Source organism: Lysinibacillus sp. JK80 (assembly GCF_027557635.1).
GTDB classification, from domain to species: domain Bacteria; phylum Bacillota; class Bacilli; order Bacillales_A; family Planococcaceae; genus Lysinibacillus; species Lysinibacillus capsici.
Genome location: NZ_CP058997.1, coordinates 2,777,821 through 2,802,255, shown reverse-complemented (window position 1 = coordinate 2,802,255; position 24,435 = coordinate 2,777,821). Strand labels below are relative to the sequence as shown.

General features: G+C 36.0%; 22 protein-coding genes and 1 riboswitch. Of the genes, 12 read left to right on the top strand and 10 right to left on the bottom strand.

The features are described 5' to 3' along the window. Positions 1 to 109: 109 nt before the first annotated feature. From HXV90_RS14100 to HXV90_RS14085, 4 genes are all read left to right on the top strand, one after another. Positions 110 to 1,933 carry an APC family permease gene (locus tag HXV90_RS14100; RefSeq protein ID WP_269897462.1) on the top strand — a complete coding sequence of 608 codons (1,824 nt, stop codon included), beginning with the start codon at positions 110 to 112 and terminating at the stop codon, positions 1,931 to 1,933. A 164-nt stretch (positions 1,934 to 2,097) separates the two neighbouring features. Continuing rightward, a riboswitch (purine riboswitch) is annotated at positions 2,098 to 2,199 on the top strand. 135 nt (positions 2,200 to 2,334) lie between these two features. After that, on the top strand, positions 2,335 to 2,919 hold the full coding sequence (locus tag HXV90_RS14095) for a xanthine phosphoribosyltransferase (RefSeq protein ID WP_048391917.1): 585 nt from the start codon (positions 2,335 to 2,337) through the stop codon (positions 2,917 to 2,919). Further along, positions 2,919 to 4,217, top strand: coding sequence for a nucleobase:cation symporter-2 family protein (locus tag HXV90_RS14090; RefSeq protein WP_048391916.1), 1,299 nt, complete (start codon positions 2,919 to 2,921; stop codon positions 4,215 to 4,217). The genes HXV90_RS14095 and HXV90_RS14090 overlap by 1 nt, the downstream gene beginning before the upstream one ends. 207 nt (positions 4,218 to 4,424) lie before the next feature. Then, on the top strand, positions 4,425 to 4,811 hold the full coding sequence (locus HXV90_RS14085; RefSeq protein ID WP_269897461.1) for a DUF5071 domain-containing protein: 387 nt from the start codon (positions 4,425 to 4,427) through the stop codon (positions 4,809 to 4,811). A 22-nt stretch (positions 4,812 to 4,833) separates the two neighbouring features. Here the strand turns inward: HXV90_RS14085 and HXV90_RS14080 are convergent, their stop codons facing one another. Next, positions 4,834 to 5,745, bottom strand: coding sequence for a hypothetical protein (locus HXV90_RS14080; protein WP_269897460.1), 912 nt, complete (start codon positions 5,743 to 5,745; stop codon positions 4,834 to 4,836). Between the two features lie 210 nt (positions 5,746 to 5,955). Here HXV90_RS14080 and HXV90_RS14075 point away from each other — a divergent pair, with 210 nt between their 5' ends. Beyond that, on the top strand, positions 5,956 to 6,477 hold the full coding sequence (locus HXV90_RS14075) for a DUF2179 domain-containing protein (protein ID WP_048391915.1): 522 nt from the start codon (positions 5,956 to 5,958) through the stop codon (positions 6,475 to 6,477). Positions 6,478 to 6,520: 43 nt separating this feature from the next. Here the strand turns inward: HXV90_RS14075 and HXV90_RS14070 are convergent, their stop codons facing one another. Further along, positions 6,521 to 7,807, bottom strand: a complete 1,287-nt coding sequence (locus HXV90_RS14070) for a DUF2252 domain-containing protein (protein ID WP_269897459.1) — start codon at positions 7,805 to 7,807, stop codon at positions 6,521 to 6,523. A 181-nt stretch (positions 7,808 to 7,988) separates the two neighbouring features. Between HXV90_RS14070 and HXV90_RS14065 the strand changes: the two genes are divergently transcribed. Next, positions 7,989 to 8,558, top strand: coding sequence for a YitT family protein (locus tag HXV90_RS14065; protein ID WP_269897458.1), 570 nt, complete (start codon positions 7,989 to 7,991; stop codon positions 8,556 to 8,558). A 33-nt stretch (positions 8,559 to 8,591) separates the two neighbouring features. Here the strand turns inward: HXV90_RS14065 and HXV90_RS14060 are convergent, their stop codons facing one another. The 4 genes from HXV90_RS14060 to HXV90_RS14045 all read right to left on the bottom strand — a co-directional run bounded on the left by HXV90_RS14060 (position 8,592) and on the right by HXV90_RS14045 (position 12,507). Beyond that, on the bottom strand, positions 8,592 to 9,488 hold the full coding sequence (locus tag HXV90_RS14060) for a DMT family transporter (protein WP_048391909.1): 897 nt from the start codon (positions 9,486 to 9,488) through the stop codon (positions 8,592 to 8,594). Between the two features lie 103 nt (positions 9,489 to 9,591). Further along, positions 9,592 to 10,752 (bottom strand): PucR family transcriptional regulator, encoded by a 1,161-nt coding sequence (locus tag HXV90_RS14055; protein WP_269897457.1) that lies wholly within the window; start codon positions 10,750 to 10,752, stop codon positions 9,592 to 9,594. Positions 10,753 to 10,913: 161 nt separating this feature from the next. Continuing rightward, on the bottom strand, positions 10,914 to 12,332 hold the full coding sequence (locus HXV90_RS14050; protein ID WP_112117097.1) for an amidase: 1,419 nt from the start codon (positions 12,330 to 12,332) through the stop codon (positions 10,914 to 10,916). Continuing rightward, positions 12,322 to 12,507: a hypothetical protein gene (locus HXV90_RS14045; RefSeq protein ID WP_009373346.1), complete on the bottom strand. Its 186-nt coding sequence runs from the start codon at positions 12,505 to 12,507 to the stop codon at positions 12,322 to 12,324. The genes HXV90_RS14050 and HXV90_RS14045 overlap by 11 nt, the downstream gene beginning before the upstream one ends. 295 nt (positions 12,508 to 12,802) lie before the next feature. On the opposite strand from HXV90_RS14045, the gene HXV90_RS14040 reads away from it, so the two are divergent. From HXV90_RS14040 to HXV90_RS14030, 3 genes are all read left to right on the top strand, one after another. Then, the gene (locus HXV90_RS14040; protein ID WP_269897456.1) at positions 12,803 to 13,684 is read left to right on the top strand and encodes an EAL domain-containing protein; all 882 of its coding nucleotides are present in this window, start codon (positions 12,803 to 12,805) and stop codon (positions 13,682 to 13,684) included. Continuing rightward, positions 13,662 to 14,612, top strand: coding sequence for a GGDEF domain-containing protein (locus tag HXV90_RS14035; RefSeq protein ID WP_221683366.1), 951 nt, complete (start codon positions 13,662 to 13,664; stop codon positions 14,610 to 14,612). Before HXV90_RS14040 ends, HXV90_RS14035 begins: the two co-directional genes overlap by 23 nt. Positions 14,613 to 15,421: 809 nt before the next feature. Next, positions 15,422 to 16,816, top strand: a complete 1,395-nt coding sequence (locus tag HXV90_RS14030) for an L-cystine transporter (protein WP_004227708.1) — start codon at positions 15,422 to 15,424, stop codon at positions 16,814 to 16,816. A 47-nt stretch (positions 16,817 to 16,863) separates the two neighbouring features. Here the strand turns inward: HXV90_RS14030 and HXV90_RS14025 are convergent, their stop codons facing one another. The 3 genes from HXV90_RS14025 to HXV90_RS14015 form a co-directional block, all read right to left on the bottom strand. Beyond that, the gene (locus HXV90_RS14025; protein WP_112117099.1) at positions 16,864 to 17,178 is read right to left on the bottom strand and encodes a hypothetical protein; all 315 of its coding nucleotides are present in this window, start codon (positions 17,176 to 17,178) and stop codon (positions 16,864 to 16,866) included. A gap of 100 nt (positions 17,179 to 17,278) precedes the next feature. After that, on the bottom strand, positions 17,279 to 17,818 hold the full coding sequence (locus tag HXV90_RS14020) for an SLOG family protein (RefSeq protein ID WP_369700611.1): 540 nt from the start codon (positions 17,816 to 17,818) through the stop codon (positions 17,279 to 17,281). A 222-nt stretch (positions 17,819 to 18,040) separates the two neighbouring features. Beyond that, complete coding sequence (locus HXV90_RS14015) at positions 18,041 to 19,186, bottom strand: DUF418 domain-containing protein (RefSeq protein WP_269897455.1); 1,146 nt, start codon at positions 19,184 to 19,186, stop codon at positions 18,041 to 18,043. 103 nt (positions 19,187 to 19,289) lie between these two features. Here HXV90_RS14015 and HXV90_RS14010 point away from each other — a divergent pair, with 103 nt between their 5' ends. Together HXV90_RS14010 and HXV90_RS14005 are read left to right on the top strand one after the other, a co-directional pair. Then, entirely contained in the window at positions 19,290 to 19,991 is a 702-nt protein-coding gene (locus HXV90_RS14010) for a response regulator transcription factor (RefSeq protein ID WP_269897454.1), read from the top strand. Further along, positions 19,988 to 21,631 (top strand): sensor histidine kinase, encoded by a 1,644-nt coding sequence (locus HXV90_RS14005; RefSeq protein ID WP_269897453.1) that lies wholly within the window; start codon positions 19,988 to 19,990, stop codon positions 21,629 to 21,631. The genes HXV90_RS14010 and HXV90_RS14005 overlap by 4 nt, the downstream gene beginning before the upstream one ends. A gap of 106 nt (positions 21,632 to 21,737) precedes the next feature. On the opposite strand, the gene HXV90_RS14000 is transcribed toward HXV90_RS14005, so the two are convergent. Next, positions 21,738 to 22,649 (bottom strand): TetR/AcrR family transcriptional regulator, encoded by a 912-nt coding sequence (locus HXV90_RS14000; protein ID WP_066038385.1) that lies wholly within the window; start codon positions 22,647 to 22,649, stop codon positions 21,738 to 21,740. A 157-nt stretch (positions 22,650 to 22,806) separates the two neighbouring features. Between HXV90_RS14000 and HXV90_RS13995 the strand changes: the two genes are divergently transcribed. Beyond that, positions 22,807 to 24,321 carry a DHA2 family efflux MFS transporter permease subunit gene (locus tag HXV90_RS13995; protein WP_103117329.1) on the top strand — a complete coding sequence of 505 codons (1,515 nt, stop codon included), beginning with the start codon at positions 22,807 to 22,809 and terminating at the stop codon, positions 24,319 to 24,321. Positions 24,322 to 24,435: the final 114 nt, after the last annotated feature.

The window sequence follows — 24,435 nt, the reverse complement described above, 5'->3', positions numbered from 1 at the left end:
GGCAGACGGATGAGCGTCTACAAGTCTTATTTAGTGATGACTTGTAGGCGTTTTTTGATGTAATTTAGAAAGGCGAAACACATTCTATGAAACTAGAAGGTGTTTATCAATGAAATCCTCATTCAAACGTTATGTAATCGGCAAACCATTAAGATCCGATGCGTTAGGGGAACAAAAGCTAAGTAAAACAAAGGCACTGGCCATATTATCATCAGATGCATTGTCATCAGTAGCCTATGGACCAGAACAAATTTTAATTGTCCTAATGACGGTAGGTACAATGGCGTTTTGGTATTCTTTACCTATTGCCGCTGGAGTGGTTATTCTACTCGTGGCACTGATTTTATCCTATCGTCAAGTTATCTTCGCCTATCCACATGGAGGAGGCGCCTATGTCGTATCACGAGAAAATTTAGGCGTGAATGCAGGTCTTGTTGCAGGGGGTTCTTTGCTTGTTGATTATATTTTAACGGTAGCAGTAAGTGTGTCGGCCGGGACAGATGCCATTACATCTGCATTTCCAAGTCTTCATGCTTATAATGTACCCATTGCTATTATATTTGTGATTTTCTTAACGATTTTAAACTTGAGAGGTGTAACAGAGTCAGCCTCTATCTTGGCGTACCCAGTTTATCTATTTGTAGGCGTTATGCTGTTGCTAATCGGGATTGGGCTCTATAATGTGGCAACTGGACAGGTGCCTGCAGAGCTACATCCAAAGATTGGCACACCAGTGGCAGGGATTAGCCTATTTATTTTATTAAAGGCATTTGCTTCAGGAAGCTCAGCGTTAACAGGAGTAGAGGCTATTTCTAACGCCATACCTAATTTTAGAAATCCTGCTCCAAATAATGCTGCTAAAACGCTTTTAGCAATGGGTGCCATTTTAGCCGTTTTATTCATCGGGATTGTTAGTCTAGCTTATTTTTATGGCGTTGCACCAACAGCAGAAGCAACAGTCGTTTCCCAACTAGCAGAAGCTAGTGTTGGTCGGGATTTTCTTTATTATATTGTCCAGGGGACAACGGCAATGATTTTAGTACTTGCCGCAAATACAGGATATTCAGCTTTTCCCTTGCTTGCTGTGAATTTATCGAAGGATGGTTTTATCCCAAGAATCTTCCAAATTCGTGGGGATCGTCTTGGCTATTCAAATGGTATTTTAATGCTAGGGATTGCAGCCATTTTTTTAATTATACTTTTTGACGGGGCCACAGAGCATTTAATTCCGCTCTATGCAGTAGGCGTATTTATTCCCTTTACATTAGCGCAAACGGGAATGATGAGAAAATGGTGGCGCGAAAAACCTAAAGGCTGGGTAGCAAGATTTACAATCAATACAATTGGGGCTGTTATCTCTTTCATCGTGGCAATGATGTTTTTTGTGACAAAAATGCCTCAAGTATGGCCAGTGTTTATCTTTTTACCAATTATTATTTTTGTATTCCATCGCATTAAGCAACATTATCAAGCTGTTGGAGAACAGTTAAGATTAAATCATGAAGAACTGGCTACTATTGAGGGGAATGTTTTCATTGTGCCAGTAGCTGGTATAACAAAGGTGGTTGAAAACTCCCTACATTATGCCAAATCACTTAAGGTTGATAAAGTGATAGCCTTTTACGTAGCTTTCGATCAAGCAGATGCAAAAGCTTTTGAAGAGAAGTGGAACGCCTGGCAACCTGATGTACGATTAGTTACCTACTATTCACCATATCGCAGCATTACACAGCCATTAATTAAATTTATTGATAAAGTAGAACATCAATGTACGAAGACAGGTCATAAAGTTACAGTTGTTATCCCTCAATTCTTACCGAAAAAAGGGTGGCATCATATGCTACACAACCAATCGAGTCTTCTCATTCGTACATCACTGTTATTTCACAGAAATGTCGTCATTATGACAGTACCGTTCCATTTATCAAAATAATGCTAGCAAGCTAGAAAATAGTCTGTTATAATCAGTACGTTGATTGAAAACACGAACGTTTACAATTAAAAAGTTCCAGAATACCATTAAATTCCGAAAAATCAAACTTTTTTTGGTGAGAGATAGTAGCCCTTACCGAATAAAGTGATAAATTGGTTATTCTGATAGTTTCATACAAATCCACTCATATAATAGCGAGAATAGGGCTCGCAAGTTTCTACCGATTTACCGTAAATGAATCGACTATGGGTAGCAATGCTTTTAGAGAACTTCAATTTTAATGATGTTTTCTATTCATTTCGACGTTTTTGCGCTGAATGCTTTGCTCCACTCGTAGCAGAATGGAATCAAAGTATTCAGCGTTTTTTTATAATTTTTTACGAAAGAAGGATATGAAAGAAATGAAGTTATTACAAGACAAAATTATGCAAGAGGGTAAAGTATTATCTTCATCCGTATTAAAAGTTGATTCATTTTTAAACCATCAAATTGATCCGATGCTAATGAAGGAAATTGGTCATGAATTTGCAAATCGTTTTTCTGATCAAGTGATTACAAAGATTTTAACAATAGAATCTTCAGGTATTGCCCCATCCGTGATGTTAGGCTTAGAAATTGGCGCGCCTGTCGTATTTGCTCGTAAACGTAAATCATTAACTCTTTCAGATAACCTTTATTCTTCAAAGGTACATTCATTCACAAAAAATGAAACAAATGAGATCTCTGTCTCACGTAATTTCTTAAGCGAAGATGACAATATTTTAATTGTAGATGATTTCTTAGCCAATGGTGAGGCTGTCAAAGGCTTACTTGATATTGCTGCACAAGCGGGTGCGAATGTTGTGGGAGTTGGAATTGTTATTGAAAAGGGCTTCCAAGATGGCGGAAAATTATTGCGTGAGCAAGGTGTTCGCGTTGAGTCATTAGCAATTGTAGATTCTCTTGAAGATGGCAAAGTAACATTTGCTACGGAGGCTCGCGCGTAATGAATACCTTTAAATCGACTGCGCTAGCGATTCAACATTTACTTGCTATGTATGCTGGAGCCATCTTAGTGCCACTGATTATCGGTGGGGCAATTGGCTTCGATTCAACACAAATGACGTATTTAGTAGCGATTGATATTATGATGTGCGGGATCGCTACACTTTTACAGGTTTATTCAGGTAAATTCATTGGTATTGGCTTACCTGTAGTACTTGGCTGTACATTCACAGCGGTAAGTCCAATTATTGCGATTGGTACAAACCCAGAGCAGGGTATTACGGACATTTATGGTTCTATTATTGCCTCTGGTGTAATTGTAATGATAATTGCGGGCTTCTTCGGCAAGCTTGTGAAATTCTTCCCACCAGTCGTAACAGGGTCAGTTGTTTCAATTATCGGTATTTCCTTATTACCAGTAGCATTAAACAATATGGCAGGTGGACAAGGTGCTGAGGATTTTGCCTCTGCTTCTAATGTAGCTTTAGCCTTTATTACATTGGTTATCATTTTAGTCGTTTATCGCTTTTCTACGGGCTTTGTTCGTGCTATTTCAATTTTAATAGGATTAGTAGTAGGTACTGTTTTAGGTGCTTTCATGGACAAGGTGGATTTCACCCCAGTTGCAGATGCTAATGTATTTCACATGGTACAACCTTTCTACTTTGGCATGCCAACATTTGATGTAACGGCGATTATTACCATGACACTTGTAGCAATGGTATCTTTAGTAGAATCATCTGGTGTCTATTTTGCGCTAAGTGATATTTGTAATAAAAAAATAGATTCAAAAGATTTGGCTCGTGGCTACCGTTCAGAAGGTCTAGCTTCAGTAATCGGTGGTATTTTCAATGCCTTCCCATACACAACATTCTCACAAAACGTGGGATTAACGCGTATGTCTGGCGTAAAAGACCGTAAAGTCATTTACATCACAGGTGGTTTACTAGTAGCACTTGGCTTCCTACCAAAAATCGCAGCATTAACAACGATTATTCCAACGTCTGTACTAGGTGCGGCAATGCTTGCGATGTTCGGTATGGTGATTACACAAGGTATGGGAATGCTTGTACCTGTTATGAATGAATCAGCGGAAAACGCAATGATTGCAGCGATTGCAGTAAGTTTAGGTGTCGGTGTATCAGTGGTTCCTGGCATTTTTGATGCACTGCCAACAAGCGTTTCAATCTTAACGTCAAATGGTATTGTTTGTGGTTCAGTCACAGCGATTATCCTAAATATTTTATTCAACATGATTGGGCCTAAGCATAAAAAAGACCCGATGCACGGGGAAGTGTAAAGAAAAATATTAAAAATTATCTAAGTGCTCCATTTCTAATTAAAACAATATTGTCACCTGCTTTTATCTATTGCTATAGATTTGAGGAGGTGGCATTTTTTTTGAAGGGCTATTTAATGATGATGTATTTTAAAGTGGGATAATGGGCGTACTTACTTGCTTAAACGAAAAGATTGTCATGTATAATTAAATAAAGGAGAGATGCAGATGGAAAATTTTGAAGATCTTTTGCCAAGACATAAATCTGATAATGCGAGAGTAGAAATGATTAAGAAAATGGAAAGAGATAAAATAATGCCTTTACTACCTAGCCTCCTTGAATGGGTTCAAGATATGAATTGGCCAGTGGCCCCAAGTGTATTAGAGTTACTTTTAACTTTTCCAGAAGAAATTGTGCCACATGTGCAAGAAGTCTTATCTTCAGATGATGATAACTGGAAATGGTTTATTTTAAACTATTTAGTTATTGAATTACCAGTAGAGTCAAGAGTTCAGTTTAAAGATTATTTAACAAGAGTGGCTGAAACACCTACACAGAATGAACTTGCAGAAGAAATGAATGAAATTGCAAAAGAAATTTTGGAGACAATCTAAAATATAGTATGTAGAGAAATATTTAGTTTAGTTTCTTATTATTTTTGTCACGTATAATAATTTCATATGGAATTTCCTCGATGGATAGTTCTTCTCTTTTCAATTCTATTATCTTATCCACATAATACATTAGCTGCTTAACCTTTTTGTTAGATTGCCAAAACCCTTTTGGTTTTTCTAAGTCCGTTTTAATAATAATTTGTAAGGGTTCAGGATGAAATGAATAGGCGAATCCACTATATTCTTTGAATTCTTTTTTAGTTTCATCTCTTATTGCACTAAATACAGGTTGCCATTCTTGGTCTTTGATTTTACTTTTGCTTTTTTCTGTAATAAAAACCTTAAAGTTCATACTGGTATTAGAAAAAACTGAATTGGCGATAAGCTTTTCTAATTCATTCTTATTTATCAATTCCCTGTTCGTTACCTCAATAATGATTCCCTTACCCGGGTCAATAGTTAATGAATAATTTGTTTTATCATAGCCATTCGCTTTTAATAAATCTGAAGTTATTTTTAGTACTTCATTTAGCTTACCTTCTTCCTCATTTAATTCGTAACTATCCAATATAATATAATCCACTTTGAAGTTATTGAAATCCGTCTCTTTTGCAATATTTAAGACGATATTTTCAATAGTACTCTTATTCCTTTCTATAAAATCCTTATCTTTAGCTTGAATAGTAAATACACGGTCATCATGGGTAAAACCAAATCCTATTTGATCGAATCCATTTTTATTAAACTCCTGGGAAATTTTTCTTAATACCTCGTTAATCCTTTCATATTCCCTTTTAGTTTCCTTCATGCTTTTAACTAAAGCCATTTCCAATTTTTCTTCAGAATGAGCAGACTTTGATTTATCTAGATTTGTCGTTATGACAATGGCTGTAATTATAGTGGCAGTAATAAAACCAATTAAGGTTTTTTTCATAATAGTCACCCCTTAAGTAAAATTGTATGTTTTTAACTATTGATTATGATATTAGTTGAAATTTGTTTTTTAAAAATAACTTTAGACAGTCATATGGAATGTTTAACATTAGATTAAAAGGGAATTTAAAATAGAGTTGTTGAAATCGCATGTAACTCTCTCTTTCAACATATACTTATATAAAACTACTCTCAGAAAGGTCTAGCACAAATGCAAAGTATTGTTTTAATTTTAATCCTACAATTAGTATATGTACCTTTTTTAACATTACGAACAATATTTTTGGTAAAGAATATCACATTCCTTGCAGCGATATTTGGTATGCTGGAGATGTTGGTGTATGTATTTGGCCTTTCACTCGTTTTCAGTGGGAAGCAAAGTATGTTATCTATGGTTGTCTATGCAGTTGGGTTTGGATTAGGTATATTTTTAGGAGCAAAAATAGAACGAAAGCTAGCGATAGGCTATGTTTATACAACCATTAATACGCAAAATAAGAATGAAGAGCTTGTGAAATTTCTTCGCCACGAAGGGTTTGCAGTCACGATTTATATAGGAGAAGGGCGAGATAGTAACCGCTATAAATATGAGATCTTAACGAAGAGGAATCGTGAAGGAGAGCTCTTTCAAATAGTAGAGCAATTTGAGCCGAATGCGTTTATTATCTCGTATGAGCCTAAATCATTTAAGGGCGGCTTTTTACTTGCTCGTATGAAGGCCAAGCAAAAATAATATTCAATATGAGAGGACCTTCGCTAAAAGCGAAGGTCCCTTTTTACATTTTTGTTTCAACCCAGTTTTTGAATAAGTCATAATCTGTATAGACGGTTTCTTTGTAGCTCATTGCTTGTAAAATTGTATGTTCTATAAATACATTCTGTTCTTTACCGATTGCTTTTAAAATCTCCTCCTCGCTGTGATAGGTAAAAACATGAGAATAATCGATGTCAGCTCGTGCATGTATTTTAGCGGCAATTTTCCCCATAAGTGATGTTGTTGTAAAGTAATCCTCTACATCCTTATAGTTTTTAGGCTTAATCTTCTTTTTATAAGGAGAACGTTCTCGAATATAAAATTCCTGACCATTCATTGTAATAAAGGCTAAATGTGGATCCTCTAAGTGGTGCATGGCTTTTTGAGTTCCAACTACTCGTGCTCCTTGGTGCTCATAATGAGCCCAAAATAGATCCTGATAGGGAAGAAAGTAGGCAGGAATGGCTGTGCGTACTTCTTTCATTTCTAACACTAAATTTTCAACCCCTGATGCACCCTTTTCATCTTCCACTAAAATATAGTAACGTTTTAAACCGATTGAAGCTGTACCAGATCCATACTTATAAGCTATGTCTCTAATTTTATATGTAGAAAGTGCGTTTGAAATGGCACTGTATTCCTCAGCAGTGACTGGTTGAATTTCTTCATTCCATAAGAAAGCGCGCTCGCCGTCTTCATTGAGATACGTAATATCCTGTAAAAAATGGGATCGTTGGCGTTTCTCAAGCTTTTTCAATAACCTCTTTGCGGGTCCCTTGGTATTGTTCTTTGTGAAAATGAGTGTTAGAGGATCATCCTGTTTACGCTCAAATCGTTTTAGTTGATTGATATAACTATTAAGAAAATGTTGAATAGCCGTTTCTTGGGTTGTCTTATGTAAGCCTTGTTCTTCTAAATAAAGTGCAATACTAATACTCATACGAATAATATCGTATAAATATGAACCGACATAGCCCTCATCGAAATCATTGACATCAAAAACAATGGAGCCAGCTTCATTTTGAAAAGCACCGAAGTTATCCATATGCATGTCACCTTGAATCCAAGTCGGTTTTCTATCAGGAGTATGGAAGATTGAAGCGGATTTTGTCATATCAAAATAAAAGAGATAGGCACTTCCACGGAAAAAGCGAAAAGGACTTTCAAGCATTTTACGGTATTTCTCCAAGCGCTGTACCTCTGTTAAGTGCATTCGTTGACCATCAAACTCTTCAAAGATTGTTTCCAATTGTTCTTGTCTTAAAAAAGTTCTCGTATGTTTAACTTGTTCCAATAAAGCATGCTCCATATCATAATCCCCTTTGTTAATTTAAAATTTATCTGTATATACGGAAATAAATTGAATAAGTTTCGAAGAAATTTAGCAAATGCACTCGATAAAAATGGCTAATCATCTAAGGTTATTTCATAACATGTTCAATAACCTATTTTCATACTATAAGACATGCATAGACACGGAGGGGGGTTGTATGTATTTCTTTACAAAAAGTCTAGTCATTATAATAGGAAGTATTTCATTGTCGTTAGGAATAAACTTATTTTTAACGCCCTATGAAATTTTAGATGGGGGAGTAGTAGGGTTAGCGCTAATTTTACATTATTTATATAAGCTCCAAATTGGTTTAATGATTATTATCATTAGTATTCCAATTTTTATTATTGCGTGGTTTAAATATAAAACCTATTTTTACAATAGTATACATGGCTTACTAACGTCTTCCTTCATTATCGATTTTTTAAAGCCTGTCCGCAATCTTGTGCAAATTGATGCGCTCTATAGTGCCATTTTTGGAGGAATACTTGTAGGCTTTGGTATTGGTCTAATGCTGCGATTTCAGACAAGCACAGGGGGGACTGACTTGATAGCACAATTTATCTGTGATAAAACGGGTATCAATGTTGGGATATTAATATTTTTTATTGATTCCATCGTGATTGTTATAGGCGGCTTCCTCCTATCCACCTCGACCTTGCTATTATCTATAATTACAGTGCTAGTTGTGGGGATTACGACAAGCATTATTACTAGTCGAGTTTAATAAACATAAAAAAAGTTCCAGTATAAACTGAAACTATTTGGGGGTCTGATTATCGAGTGCTTTCATTAGCTTCTTTTTTGGATGTGCGGGTTTCACTTCGGCAATTAGTATAGCTAGTAAAATAAGGACGGCACCAACGACCATACGGCTTGTTAGCATTTCATGCAAAAAGATAACGGATAAAACCATGCCGAAAAAAGATTCCGTTGATAGTATAATCGCAGCCTTTGTGGCAGTTGTATATTGATTGGCCACATTCTGGAAAAGATAAGCTATTGTCGTAGAAAAAATCCCTAAATAAACAAGCGAGTAAATTGCCTCTTTTTCAAGCGACGTAGGAATTTCACCTTGACTAATGACAACGATAACACCTATAAAGGATGCTGTGAGAAACTGAATAATAGTTAGAGCAATGGCATCTTCTTTTTGAACAAAAAGGTTTGTACAAAAGATATCAAAGGCAAAAGCAACAGCACAAGCTAATGATAGGGCATCACCTATATTCATTGTCAATGAGCCTTGTAATGATAAAAAGCCAATGCCCACAATTGCCATTATCGAACCAATGATTTCGTAGCCATCAATACGCCGTTTATAAACGGCATATGCTATTAAAGGAACAATAATGACATTAACTGCGGTTAAAAAGGCATTTTTAGATGGTGTTGTATATTGCAGTCCGACTGTTTGAAGGGCAAACGCTATATACAAAATCGTACCTAATAAAGCTCCCTTCCAAATCACTGATCTCGAAGCCTTTTTTAAGCGGGCGCCAAATAAAACGGTTAATATGATTGAAGCTAATAAAAATCTGCCAGCCATTACTTGATAAGCTGTTAAATATTCTAGAGCAATGGCCGTTACAACAAATCCACTACCCCACACGATTGCAGTAACTAATAACATGCCATCAGCTATGTAAGTTTTCATGTGTTCTTCCTCCTAACTTCAATAGAATAGCATAAGAGAGAAGAAAAGAATTTGATTTTATTTCTAAATATTCAGGCGTTTTTTTGTACTTATTCCAAAGCGATTAGTCACTGGTCATTTTGCTATGTAATAAGTACAATTTAACGGCTGCAGCTAGGCGTTCATAAAAAACATAATCATTATCTATGGGTGCTACTAGCTGACGTATTTTAGCCATACGATAGCGAATTGTATTTGGATGACAGAATTGTGCTACAGCAACTTCCTTAATATTTCCTTTTTTAATGATATAAGTTATGGCGGTCTCCATTAAGTCTGGATCAGCCTTATCATCAAGTAGAGGGGCTAAAAAGGAGGTAACATAGTCCATAGCGAATGTTGCATCTTTACGGTATAACTCGATTAATAAACAATCAGACGCGAGATTCTTATAATGACAGCTAGGGAGCATATCGATTTCAGCGAAAATATTGGCAAAAAAAGCTTCGCGTAATGCCATTGGGAATCCAGTCTGGGTATCATTACAACTGCTATAGCCGAAAGTGATTGTATCAGTGGGTATGGCATATAATGCTAGCCATTCATGTAAAACCCTTTCAAATTGGAATTGCTGAGATGGATGTGTCATGATGATAAATAGACTTTTTTTATAAGAACAAATCATACCCGATTTTAATAGTGGCTCCAACGAGTAAAAGGGCTGCATCCAGTTCGGATGGATTGTGTCACCAGCTCGTAAATTTGCTATAAATACATATTTTTCAAAGGGCTTATTTAGCTGTTGTAAAATGGATTTGATTTGCTCCTGTGTTACATCTTCCTCCATTAACCTTCGTAAAATCGTCTCTAAAAAGTAGGAATAATCCTGTGTCTTAGCATAAGCCATTGTTTCTAAAATGATTTTTTCAAAAAACTCATCTCCACCAAAGCACAATATAGGGAAATTATGCTGCTCTGCATACGACAAAACTTCTTCAGGTAATTCCTTAAAAATAACAGGCTTATAGGCTAAAGCACTCGCCCCAAGCTCAATTAGATTTTTAACAGCATTGAATAAATACTCAGGCTTTTGCTTTGCAAATAATAAACTACTTAACACAACACTGTTGGGGGTAAAGATAGTATCCCTGACATGGTGGATATCAGGTGAAAATTCAAAGTCTAATATTTCTACATTTTGAACAGCTTTATTTAAGCCGTTGTGACCAGCAATAACAGTGAAGTCTTTTGTAATAGGTAGTTGTAAAAATTTTTCTACATTCATGAATGGATCATTGCCTTTCCTGTAGTAAGCTTCTAGCTTCTATTATAAAATTACTTGTTCATAAAAAACCATTACTATGAATGCTAGCAGGTTTCCCCCACAAAAAAATCTGCTCATTCAGTGGTATACCGTGAAGTGAGCAGATTTCTAGTGCTTATCGTTTAGATATTAGCAAAAATATTTGGTTTTCTATTTCTCTGTGGATTTGCTTGCTCAACAGCATAGCCTACATTTAAAATGCGTCCTTCTTTAAAGGCTGGGCCAATAATTTGTAGACCTATTGGTAAGTTTCCTTTAAAGCCACAAGGAACCGAGAGGGCAGGTAAGCCTGTTAAGTTACTAGGGCCTGTAAAGCGGATAATATTATCAATTAAATCTACTTTTTGACCGTTTAACTCTGCAAAATCATCCCCAATTGTACTAGCTACAACAGGTAGGGTAGGGGAAATGAGCACATCTACCTTATTAAAAATCTCTGTAAACTCCTGCTTGATTTGACGACGTACCTGCTGAGCCTGCAAGTAATCGACTGCAGAAGGCAACTCACCAAGCTCAAATAGCAGACGAATATCGTCACCAAAATCTTGTGGTCTCTTTTGTAAATCTGAATGGTGTATAGCTGCTGCCTCTGAAAGAGACGTCACAAGCTCTGCCCATTCTGCATATTGTAGGGAAGGAATACGCACCACTTCTACTTTAGCGCCTGAATCCACTAAGCTTTGAATACTTGCTCTAACAGCCTTCTCTACATCAGCATCAACATTATTAAAGAAATATTCTTCATTGATACCAATCACTAGATCTTTGATATTGCCAGTAAGCTGCTTCTCATAGTTGTCTACTGGAACATTCACGCAAGTAGGGTCTCGATGATCAAAACCAGCAATGACTTCGAGCAAGCCCGCTGCATCCTTAACTGTCTTTGTCATAGGACCAATGTGGTCTAAGCTCCATGCTAGCGGGTAGCAGCCGTTTTTACTTACACGACCGTGTGTAGGTTTTAAACCTACAATGCCGCAAGCAGACGATGGAATTCGAATAGAGCCTGCTGTATCTGTCCCTAGTGAAGCAACACTTGCTCCAGCTGCAACAGCCGCACCAGAGCCTCCACTTGAACCACCAGGAATTTTATCTAAGTCCCATGGGTTACGAACAGGGCCGTAATGAGGGTTGTTATTGGTAATTCCCCATGCATATTCATGCATACTTAATTTCCCAGTGAAAATAACACCAGCATCACGTAGCTTTTCAACCACTGTCGCATCATAATCAGAAACGAAGTCCTTATGAATTTTTGAGGACATCGTTGTTATTTTATCTTTAAAATACAAGTTGTCCTTTAAGGCCATAGGTATCCCATGATACATACCCTTATAATGACCTTGGAGAATCTCCTGTTCAACTTCTTTTGCCCTTGCTAAGGCTTCTTCCCGATAAAAAGCCATATAGGAATTAATTTTAGGCTGACTTTCCTCAGCAAAATCTAAAATAGCTTTCGTTAATTCCACGGGAGATAGCGACTTTGATGCAAGTAAAGGTGCCAACTCTTCAACAGATTTTAAATGTAAATCAGTTGTCAATGTGATCACCTCCAGGAATACTACGTACGGCGATGTCTGCATCATCGATCGCAATACCTTCTAAATTGCTGCGAAGTGACTGCATACCTTCCCAGCGTGTTTTTAATAGTTCAAGGTGTTCAGGTTTCGGTGTAATTCCTTTGTTCTCCAATAATTGTTGAATAGACAAGCTCATTAACAGGATCCTCCCTTGAATAATTTTTATCTAAATAGGTTTCCCTATTAAGACCAATACAGTAAAAACACAAAAAAATATAATAGGTAATATAAACCTATTATTACAATCATACACTAATATCATTTTATATCAAATAAATTATTTGTAATAGTTTTAATATTGTGAAATATTAACTAGAAAAGAGTTTTGTTAAAACCTATTGCTGGAACTTGCTCTTTTTACATTCGATTCACAGTCTGTTTACAATCAAAGCGTACAATGAACCATAATAACCAATTGAAGAGGTGCAGGGATGGAGTCTGTAGTGGGACAAAGTATAAAAACAAGTAATATATTTTCTTTTTTTAAATATTTATATGGTCAGCATCAAAGTAGTTCGTTATATATGAAACGTTTAAAGGCATTGAAACAAATTATTCAACATAACGATTTACATACATACTTTCAACCTATTGTAGATTTACAGTCACAGCAAACAATAGGATTTGAAGCCTTAAATCGACCATTACCCTCAACATTATTTAACAGTGTGGACCAGTTTTACGAGTTTGTAGGACAAACAGATTGCGTTTTTTTATTTGAATGTTTTTGTAGAAATCTTTCCTTGAAACGTTTCAAGGAACGTTTACACAAAGACTTGGTGAATAAAAACTTTTTAGTGTTCCTTAATATACATCCGAATGTTTTATTAGATAAAAAATATCACAGTGGCGAAACACTACAATTATTGAAGGAGCTTGGAATCAAGCCTCAGCAAGTGGTTTTTGAACTAACTGAGCGAAGTGCAGTAATAGATTTTGTGGAGTTTGAACGTGTATTATCGCATTATCGATCACAGGGCTATCGCATTGCCGTAGATGATGTAGGATCAGGTTATAATAGTTTAAAAACGCTCATCTATTTAAAGCCGGAATTTATTAAGCTAGACCGTTCATTAATTCAATTCATAGACCAAAATAGTGAACAACAGCAGCTTGTCACATTGTTAATGAAATATGCTGAACAAGCCAATACTAAAATCATCGCTGAAGGGATTGAAAGACAAGAAGAGCTTGATTATCTCCATCGTATTGGCATTCATTATGCACAGGGATATGCGATAGGAAAGCCTGCAAAGGAAATATATATGGGGAAAACAAGGGTGGGTGACCATGAAGATAGGGGAAGTCATTGAGAAAGTTCCATGTATTGATGAATTTGTGAAAAATAAAGAAGTAGATGTACTTTTTACAAGTAATCCATCGTTGCGTAGCGTTGTTGTTGTGCGTGATGAAAAACCAATTGGACATATTACACGCACACATTTCTATCAAAAAATCGGTACTCGGTATGGCTATCATTTATTAATGGAACGTCAAAATCAGCTGATGATAAAGAAAAACCCTTTAATCGTTGATCGTAATACACCGATCACAGAGGTTAGTACATTAGCTATGGCTAGACCTCCTGAGGATTTATATGATGATGTCATCGTCACGAAAAACAATCTTTATTATGGCATGGTTAGTATTCGAGAGTTATTGTTAAAGCTTGTTGATACACAAGTAGCCATTGCAAGCTTCCTGAATCCATTAAGTAGTCTTCCAGGCAATAAATTAATCGATGAAAAATTAGAAGAAGCATTACAGCTATCGCAATATAGTTTAATCTATTTTGATTTAGATCACTTTAAATCCTACAATGACACATATGGCTTTAATAAAGGCGATAAAATTTTACGGTATTTAACAGAAATACTAAAAAGACATATCTGCGGCGTAGAGGATTTTTTAGGACATATTGGTGGAGATGATTTTGTAGCCATTCTACCTTATTACGAGGTAGAAAAGATGTGTCAAAAAATTATTGATGACTTTGATGCCAACATACTTAGTTTTTACGAGTTAGAGGATCTAGCATATGTTCAGGTAGCTAATAGATCTGGCGAACTGGAACCTTTAACATGCACATCTTTATCTATTGCCGTTATTACGAATGAATATCAGTATTTTGACTCTGTGGAACAATTATCCAATGCGGTAACACATGTAAAAAAGCAGTGTAAAAAAATAGCTGGTAGTTGTTACCTCATTAATAAACAACAAAATTATTTTGTTCATTAGCAAACTATGTTAGATTTGTGGAACTAATATGTAAAATATATGAAAATTTAAATAAAATTGATATATATTTTGGTTACAGGAGGTTTAGATGGATTCAAGAAGACTGCACATTTGGCAACCTGTCACTTGCTTAAAAAGAGCCCAAATCGTTAATGCCACATTGAATTATACAGATTGAGGACTATGCTTAACATTAATAGATCGAAACAATGCGATAAAATGTCACCTAATTCAAAATTATGTTTGGTCTTTTCGCTATACTGGAGAAATCCCACGATCTGATTTAGTAGACATGGTCACTGAAGCCATGACCCAAGAACAATCTAAAAATTCTTCAGCAGAATGGTTTTATAAAATGAGCAATTCAGATTATATAGAATGGTTTGATCAACTCCCGTGGATTGGAAGCAAAGAAATTCTTACCGTAGAACATCATATCTACTGCTATAATGACGGTGTGTTTGACATCATTAGTGACTACGAACCAAGATTTGTAATTAGAAATAATGCTTAAAAGGCTGCCCCTGCACTGTTAAAAACTAACAGTATAGGGGCAGTTACTCATTTGTCACCAAATGTAGTGGCATTGATTAAACTAGCTATACATTTACAAACATTTTTTATGAGCTTTTCCGTGATTAATCCATTGCCAGAGGATGATTGTTACTCCATTTTTCGGGGTATAATCCTTAGCAAGAAAGCATTTTGTTATAGGAATTTATTAATCTTAATAAAACATACTTGAATTATAGGGATTATGGGTATATAATTCGATTACATTATTATAAAACATCTTAGGAGGCATTCCATTGTCGAATTTACAAATCATTCTTAACGTAGCAGTGTTACTTGTGTTCGTTGGAATTTTATATGTTATGAATAAAAAGCACGTTAAGTTTTCTAATCGTGTTTTTGCCGGTTTAGGCTTAGGGATTGTACTTGGTCTTGGACTTCATTTTATTTATGGTCTCGATTCTGAAGTATTAGCCAAAACAACATCTTGGTACAATATTATCGGTACTGGGTATGTGAAATTGCTCCAAATGGTAGCAATGCCATTAGTATTTATCTCCATTTTAATTGCATTTACTAAAATGAAGATTGGTAAAAATTTCGGAAAAATGGCAGCACTTATTTTAGCCATTTTAATCGGTACAACAGCCGTTTCGGCAGCTGTAGGTATTCTTTCTGCAACAGTCTTTGATTTAGATGCAACACAAATTTTACAAGGTGACGCAGAAACTGCACGTGGTCAATACCTTGAAGAAAAAACAACGGGCTTAGCAGCTCCTGATTTACCAACACAAATTATTGAGTTATTCCCAGCAAATCCGTTCCTTGATTTAACGGGTGCTCGTTCTACTTCAACGATTGCGGTTGTAATTTTCTCAGCATTCCTTGGTTTTGCTTATTTACGTGTGGCACGTAAGGATGAGGGAACAGCAGCTACAATTAAAAAAGGCTTGGATGCCATCTATGCCCTTGTAATGGGTGTTGTAACAATTGTATTACGCTTAACGCCATATGGAATTCTAGCGATTATGGCTCGTACGGTAGCAACATCTGATTTTGGAGCTATCTATAATTTAGGTAAGTTTGTTATTGCTTCTTATGTAGCTCTATTTATTGTTTTAATTGTACACTTATTAATCATTACATTAAGTGGTTTAAATCCATTTACGTATTTGAAAAAATCGGCAGAAACATTATTATTCGCCTTTACATCACGTTCTAGTGCTGGTACTTTACCGATGAATATTAAAACGCAAACAGGTCGTCTTGGAGTATCTGAGGGGATTGCAAACTTCTCAGGCTCATTCGGATTATCAATCGGTCAAAATGGTTGTGCAGGTGTATATCCTGCGATGTTAGCCATTATGATTGCACCAACAGTCGGCATTAATCCACTTGACCCTGTGTTCATTATTACAGTTATTGCAGTAGTAGCAGTTAGCTCATTTGGTGTAGCTGGTGTTGGTGGTGGTGCAACATTTGCAGCTATCCTTGTATTATCAGCACTTGATTTACCAATTGCTCTAGCAGGTGTATTAATCTCTGTTGAGCCTTTAATTGATATGGGTCGTACAGCGTTAAATGTAAGTGGTTCAATGACTGCTGGTGTTACAACAGCGCGTATTACTAAAGAATTAGATACAGAAATGTATAATAATAAAGAATTAGGTGCTCAAGTAGCAGACCTATAAGATCAAAAAAGCCCCGTTAAAGTTTTAACTTTAACGGGGCTTCAGCTTTATACGATTTTTACATAAAAATCTTTACCGTTGATTAATTCGGATATCTCAATATTATAATTTTGTTTATAGTACTCATAAATATTGTAGGCTAAACCGGAGTGTCCATTCAAATAGGTTCCCTTTTTAATCTCTTTACGTGGATTATGGAAATCAAAATATAAGCGTGAATCATGACTCATTGTATTTAAAATAGCAAGAAATTCTTGTTCTTCAATATGAATTCCCCGTGTATACCGACATTCTCTACGATACGTATCATGTGACACATTTACGGGAGAAGCTTCAAGAATCATTTCAATATGTTTATTCAAATGATGACAGCTCCTTTCAAATTATAGGTAAAAACCATAAGAACAATCAGCTTTTATTACTTCTAGTATATAATTGTCAGAAAATTATATCAATATTTTTCTACCAGTTTTGCTGTTGAATTTCTTCAGCTATTAATTGTAAGTCATAGGCAGTTACTGTTAAAAGATTATAATCATGGGACTCCATATATTTTTCTGCAAGCCGTTTGATATATTTGGGTGAACCCTCATTTTCTTCATCATAAATTAATAAAAGTCCATCTGTATTTTGGATAATAAATTTGTCCTTCTCAATAAATTGCCAAGGAGCTTCATAGGGTTTTTTGGTCACGCTTGTGACAAAATCAGCTTGGGCAATTAATGCTTGATACTTTTCTTTTTTATGATCTTGCCAATTTTTCTCTTGCTCTAAAAAAGGTGTGATCACGGCGTATTTTAAAAGTGGGAATTCTTTTTTTAACATTAAAACAACTTCAGCACTCCAAGTTTCTACGCCCTGCTGACCGCTGATAATAACCCATTCGAGTCCTTCATCAAGCAGTGTACGTAGATGAGCTTCCAGTGCTTTCTTTATGATGACAATACCAGGATGTTTGTCATTAAAGATACCAAGCTCATGTGGTTTATAGCCAGTAATCATAATACGATGTAACAACAAAATACCCCCTAGGCTGTATAGTTGTAATACTAGTATACAGCAAGGAGGCAAATGAAATCGATATTGTCTATGAAAAGGCAAATAGTGTTAAAATTACTGCTACAGCTGCACAAATGCCTAAAAACCACCATGAGTCTGTAAAGTCTTCTTTTGTGTCACTATTCATAAAAAATATTCCTTTCTAATTTGCTTGTTTGAGGGGTTTTATTTTACTTGACCAGTCCAAGACCAATTTGTCCATATTCGTAAAATTGTTTCAAATGGACCACGTTTAAATTTCTTTAAATAGGCAAGGCTGAAAACACATTGCAGGCTATAAACAACGATTCCGAAAAGGATTCCGCCAAAGACCCCTAATTTGCCATATAAGCCAAGGCCATAGCCATAAAAAACAGTTGTACAAATGATGGTTTGTAGTAAATAATTGGTTAGTGATAGTTTGCCAACGCTCTCAAATGCAGGAGCCAGTAGTTGAACTGGACGGGTGTTATAAATGTATGCTGCGAGGCAAACATAGCCAATCGCTAATAACTGGGAGCCGCCCATTAATAAAATAGAAGAAAATGCACTTTTACTTTCTATAAAACTTACACTTTTACATACGAGTCCTATAGGTACAAGGAGAGCACCAAGCTTATACCATTTCATTTCCTTATTCATCTCTACGAAGGCTTGCTTCTTAGCAAGCGCCATCCCAAACAGGAATAGTGGTGCGTAGAACATAGGTGCAAAAATTAATATAATGAAAATAAATGAAGAATCATCCATTCCTGGTACTTCGGCATTAGCTCTAAAATCAAAAATTTCTAAGTAGCTACCGTTAGCGTAAACATCATCCGCTTGCTCGATGTATGTGTCTATCTCTTTTTGTTCTTTTTTAGACGTTTCCATAGAGCCGTATGTTAACGCCGTAGTTAGTATAAATAGGATACCAGCCCAAATAAATAAAGTTTTTGGTTTACGATTAATAAATGGGATTAAAAATAACATCATACAGCCATAAGAAAATAGAATATCGCCTTCCCACAATAAAATAGAATGTAATAAGCCAAGGGCAATTAATCCTGTTGCACGACGTAAAATAGACCAACGGCTTTTATTCTTTTTTCTGCGGATGGATTCAATTAATTTAATAAGTGAGAAGCCGAATAAAATAGTGAAGATGGGCATGAACGAGCCTTCAATCACAACTTTTACAAAATATAAAGCCCCGTTATCTAAGGTAGAAAGATTTTTTAATTCATCTTTGCCATACATCCCGAATTGGAAGATTAGCAAATTTGCCATTAAGATGCCAAATAAACTAAATCCACGCATTGTATCAATGAAAGTAACACGATTAGTTGTCATTGCGTTTTATCTCCTTAATTGGTTATCTTATACATATAATAAATAGGGAAGCTTATGGTGAAATAATGACTACCTTAAAGTAATCTTAAAAGTAGGTGAGGAAATGCAGGAAGCATCAATTTTAGTGTTAGAGGATGAACGTGCCATTGCTGAAATGATTGAAATCATTTTAAGAAAAGAAGGAAATAACAATATTACCTTATGTAATACAATTGAAGAAGCAAAAGATGAAATGAATACTAAAACATTTGATTTTTATCTATTAGATATCATGCTACCAGATGGAAGTGGGTTGGATATTGCGAATAGTATTCGAGAAAAAAGTGATGCCCCTATTTTTTATTTAACCGCAAAAAGTAGTGATGCAGATAAGCTTCGTGGTTTTATGAATGGTGCAGATGATTATATTACAAAACCATTTAACCCCTTAGAGCTTGTAGCAAGAGTAAAGGTGCAGCTAGTCCGTTATATGAAGAAAAAAGGCGTACCAGAAAATCACATATTTACTTGCAGCCGTTTTACATTTGACATTGATGCAGCAGAAATTGAGGTAGACGGTGTAAAGGAAATAATCAGTGGTCGCTTGTTTCATTTATTAAAATATTTATGTGACAATGCAGGGCAAGTGTTATCAAAAGAGCAAATATACGAACGTGTATGGGGTGATTGTTTATTTGATGATAATACAGTGATGGTACATATAAGAAAGCTGCGAGAAAAAATAGAAAAAAATCCTGGAAAACCGACATGCATTATTACTGTCAGAGGCATTGGCTATAAGCTTGTTGGGGACATTTCTTCATGAAGCCTGCAGGAAAATTAACACTCCGCTTTGTTTCGTATTTCATCATATTCTATCTATTGATCATTTCAGGTTTTATTATGAGTTTGGTGTTTTTTGCTATTTTTATCAATGACCGTGTTGGTGACAACATTCATGTGATGAGCTCCTTTGAAATCGAAGATGATGCAGTTGTAGAGCAAGGGAAGACAGTTAAAATTGCTGATTATTTAGTGAAGAGAGCTGAAGAAAATGTTGGACAGCTTTATTTATTTGATCTAACCATGAAGATTGTTGATTATACAGGAGATACATGTGGTCTATGTGGAAAGTCAGATAGTGAAATATTGGCATTGCAGCAACCAGGCATGCATACATGGGAATTGCCAAATTACTACTTATTATTTCTTCCAACTACTCCTGTGCAACCACTTTTTGAGGATGCGCTTGAAAACTGGACAGCGACAGGGGACATTTCAGCTGTAACACGGCAACGTCTAAAAGAAAATAAAGCTAGTGTTGAAATTTATGACGAGCAATGGAATCGGATTGAGGTCATAGGCGAACGTTATGAGAAGCTAAATAAGCCACAATTACTAGAGGAAAAATACGATATTTTCGAGCATGCGGAGCTGAAGAAAAGTACAGCCTTAGCCAACGATAGGACATTTGTTGTAAGAATGCCTAATCCATCGTATAAGCCATTTGAAGAGCCTTTTAATAAGGCAATGGTACTGTTTGTTTCTATCTTCTTTGGGGGACATATTATTTTGCTGTTGGGCGTTATTTTCTTATCTATTAGTATTTCACGTCAATTCGTGCGACCACTTGTCTATGTGATATCGCGCATTGAGCGACTTACCCAATTCGATTACAGTGAGATTAGTGACAAAAAAATCCATCATAAAAAGACAGGTAAGTTGAAAAGAAAATTTAAACTGTTCCAACCTGTAGAAGAGTCACTCAATCACTTATCAGAGCGACTTGATTCAAATGAAAGGCAAATCAAGCATGCAGAGCAATTACGGGAGGAGTGGATAACAGGTTTATCGCATGATTTAAAGACCCCGTTAAGCTCAATTTACGGTTATTCAACGATGCTGGCATCGGAGGATTATGAGTGGACAAAGGATGAGATGCGTATTTTTGCACAGACCATGCAGGAAAAGGCAACCTATATGGATGCACTTATTCAGGATTTGACGTATACGTATCAATTAAAAAATAAAGCCATACAGCTCGAGAAAGTGGTACTGCCGCTAGCAACATGGCTACCACAATTTGCAGACGAACAGGTGTGTGTGAAGGTGTATGGTGATGTGTTGTTACAAGCGGATGAGCTTTTACTCAAGCGAATAATGGATAATTTAATTACCAATGCGAAAAAATATACTCCTGAAGGCACGAAGGTAATTGTGGAAGCACAACATACTGGTAAAGAAGTAATGCTTACCATTGCTGATCAAGGACCCGGTATTCCACAGGAGGAGCTCGATAATCTATTCGAACGCTATTATCGAGGTACGAATACAACAGACGATATAACAGGAACAGGGCTAGGACTAGCCATAACGAAGCAGCTCATTGATTTACACAATGGAACAATTAGTGTCCGTTCAGGTCAGGATGGGACAATCTTTGTGCTAAAATTTCAATGTCATTAAGGTGAATCTCTGAGCTTTCTTAAGACTGTACAAAGGTCTGTCATAGAACTTAATTTCATTCAACAGAGTAAAGAGGTATCAAAGTGTTCATTTGATACCTCTTTTTTTATTTATTTTTCGTACATCGTTCAGCGGGCTGTTCAATTTTTACGTAACGCCATAAGTTATTGGCGATGTCACGGGCCTCTGCGATATGTTCTGTGCCGACGAAAGCCTTACGGAAAGGTGTAAGAAGTGATTCGATGATAAAAAGCTTTGGTTTTTCTTTCTGCAATTCTTCTAATAAGAATTGTGCATACTCCAAACCTTCCATTGTTTCGTTATTCGATAATCCCTTTGTAAATCCTTGTAGTTGTTCAATAACCATTCCTTTTGTAACCGTTTTATAGTTCACGACATTTTGAATGGTATTGATCATTTCAACACTTACGATAATCTCTTTTGACTCAAGCATAGTGGGTATAATTACGCTAATATTGCGCAATGCTACACGTACAATAGCTTCTCGATTGATATATTTATAATCGGCAATAAAGACAGCGCGTAGAGTGAGGTTAATCATTCCAAGTGTTTGAACAGCACATTCATAGCTAATAGGGCTAATCTCTTCTCCAAAGACTTGTACTAGACGATTGGCGAGCCATTCTAGCTCTTGTAAATGGTAATTAATAATAATTTTTTTTAGTTCTTTATCTCTTGATTGGAAGATGGATTCGAATATCTGTACTAAATTATGTTCACGATTGACATACATGAGAACAGCTACTTGCTGCGTCAATACCTCTAAATCTGTAGGGTCTTTGCCATAAATGAGCTCATGGCGACGATTACTAGCTTCTTCGCGACCTTCATCTAAGATGGCGATTAAGCATTCATTTTTCGAAGTAAAATGATTATAAAATGTACCTTTAGAGATTTTAGCGGCATTGATGATGTCATTAATTGATGTATCTAGAAAGCCTTTTTCAATAAAAAGTTCACGTGCTGCTGTTATAATTTGTCTTTTTCTTTTGTTCATAACCTCACCTTTTTTATAATATTATACTCTTATTCTACACTTGGAATGCTTTTATATCAACGTTTATAAAAAATATAAACTTATTTGTTGAAAAAAGTAGACTACGAGTATAAAATAAGTTTTATCGTAAAACACAAGAAAGAATTGAGGGATATAAATGAATAGTGAGCAAACAATGAAAAAGCCCCCTTATGGCATGATAGCTATTCTATTTGTGGGTGCTTTTGTTGCTTTTCTAAATAACACATTGTTGAATGTGGCATTACCAACAATCATGAAAGATTTTGGGATCACCTATTCAAAAGTACAGTGGTTAGCAACAGGGTATATGCTTGTGAGCGGTATTCTAGTGCCTGCTTCAGCATTCTTTGTGACACGCTTTAAAAATAGACATTTATTTATTACAGCGATGTCTATCTTTACAATTGGTACAATTATGGCAGGTTTCGCTCCTAATTTTGGCGTGCTGCTAGCAGGTCGTATGGTGCAAGCAGCCGGAGCTTCTAGTATGTCACCACTTTTAATGAACGTTATGCTAACAAGCTTCCCGAAAGAAAAGCGTGGGGCAGCAATGGGGATCTTTGGTTTAGTTATGATTATGGCGCCAGCAATTGGTCCTACATTATCAGGGTATATTGTGGAGCATCATGATTGGCGTATGCTTTTCCAAATGATTATTCCATTTGCTTTAATTAGTTTATTATTTGGTGTTTGGAAATTAAGAAACGTGATGGAGACACGTGAAGTTCACTTAGATTTCCTTTCAGTACTTTTATCAACAGTTGCATTTGGTGGTATTTTATACGGCTTTAGTACAGCAGGAGATAAAGGTTGGTCAAGTCCATGGGTATATGGCACAATTACAATTGGCTTCATCGCTTTAATTATTTTCGTTGTTAAACAGCTGAAAATGGATGAGCCATTACTGGAACTACGTATCTATAAATATCCAATGTTTGCTTTAGGGTCTGTTATCTCAGTTATTGTCTCTATGGCAATGTTCTCAGGGATGATTTTAACACCAGCATATGTACAGTCTATCCGTGGTATCGAACCATTTGAAGCAGGCTTAATGATGCTTCCAGGAGCACTTGTCATGGGGATTATGTCACCAATCACTGGTAAGCTTTTCGATAAATTTGGTCCACGTGTGTTAGCCATTATTGGATTAACGATTACAACAATCGCAACTTTCGGTTTAACAAAGTTAGAAATTGATTCAAGCTACACATATATCGTATCGATGTATACAATTCGTATGTTCGGTATGTCGATGGTCATGATGCCTATTATGACAAACGGTTTAAATCAACTACCGCAAATGATGAATCCACATGGTACAGCGATTAACAATACATTACAGCAGGTATCAGGAGCAATCGGTAGTGCGATCCTTGTAACATTTATGAATAATCGTACAAAAGTTAAAGCGGAAGAATTAATTGCAGAAGCCAAAGCGAATGCTGCACAATCAGGAGCAACGCCTACAGCAGAGCAAATGCAACAAATGCAAGATCAGATTATGCAAACCGCCTTATTAGATGGTATTACGCATTCCTTCTTAATTGCAGCTGGTATAACAGTGATTGCAGTGGTACTTGCATTCTTCTTGAAACGCGTAAAAGTTGAAAGCGCAGCAGCGTCAATGGATTTAAAAAAACCAACTAAATAATCAAAGTAGCCCTAGCCAGGGCTTTTTTTATTGAGTACACATGAAAAAAAATTTTAGGATTGGTGTAATTTTTCATCATTTTATTTTATATGATAATACTAATTTACAGAAAAT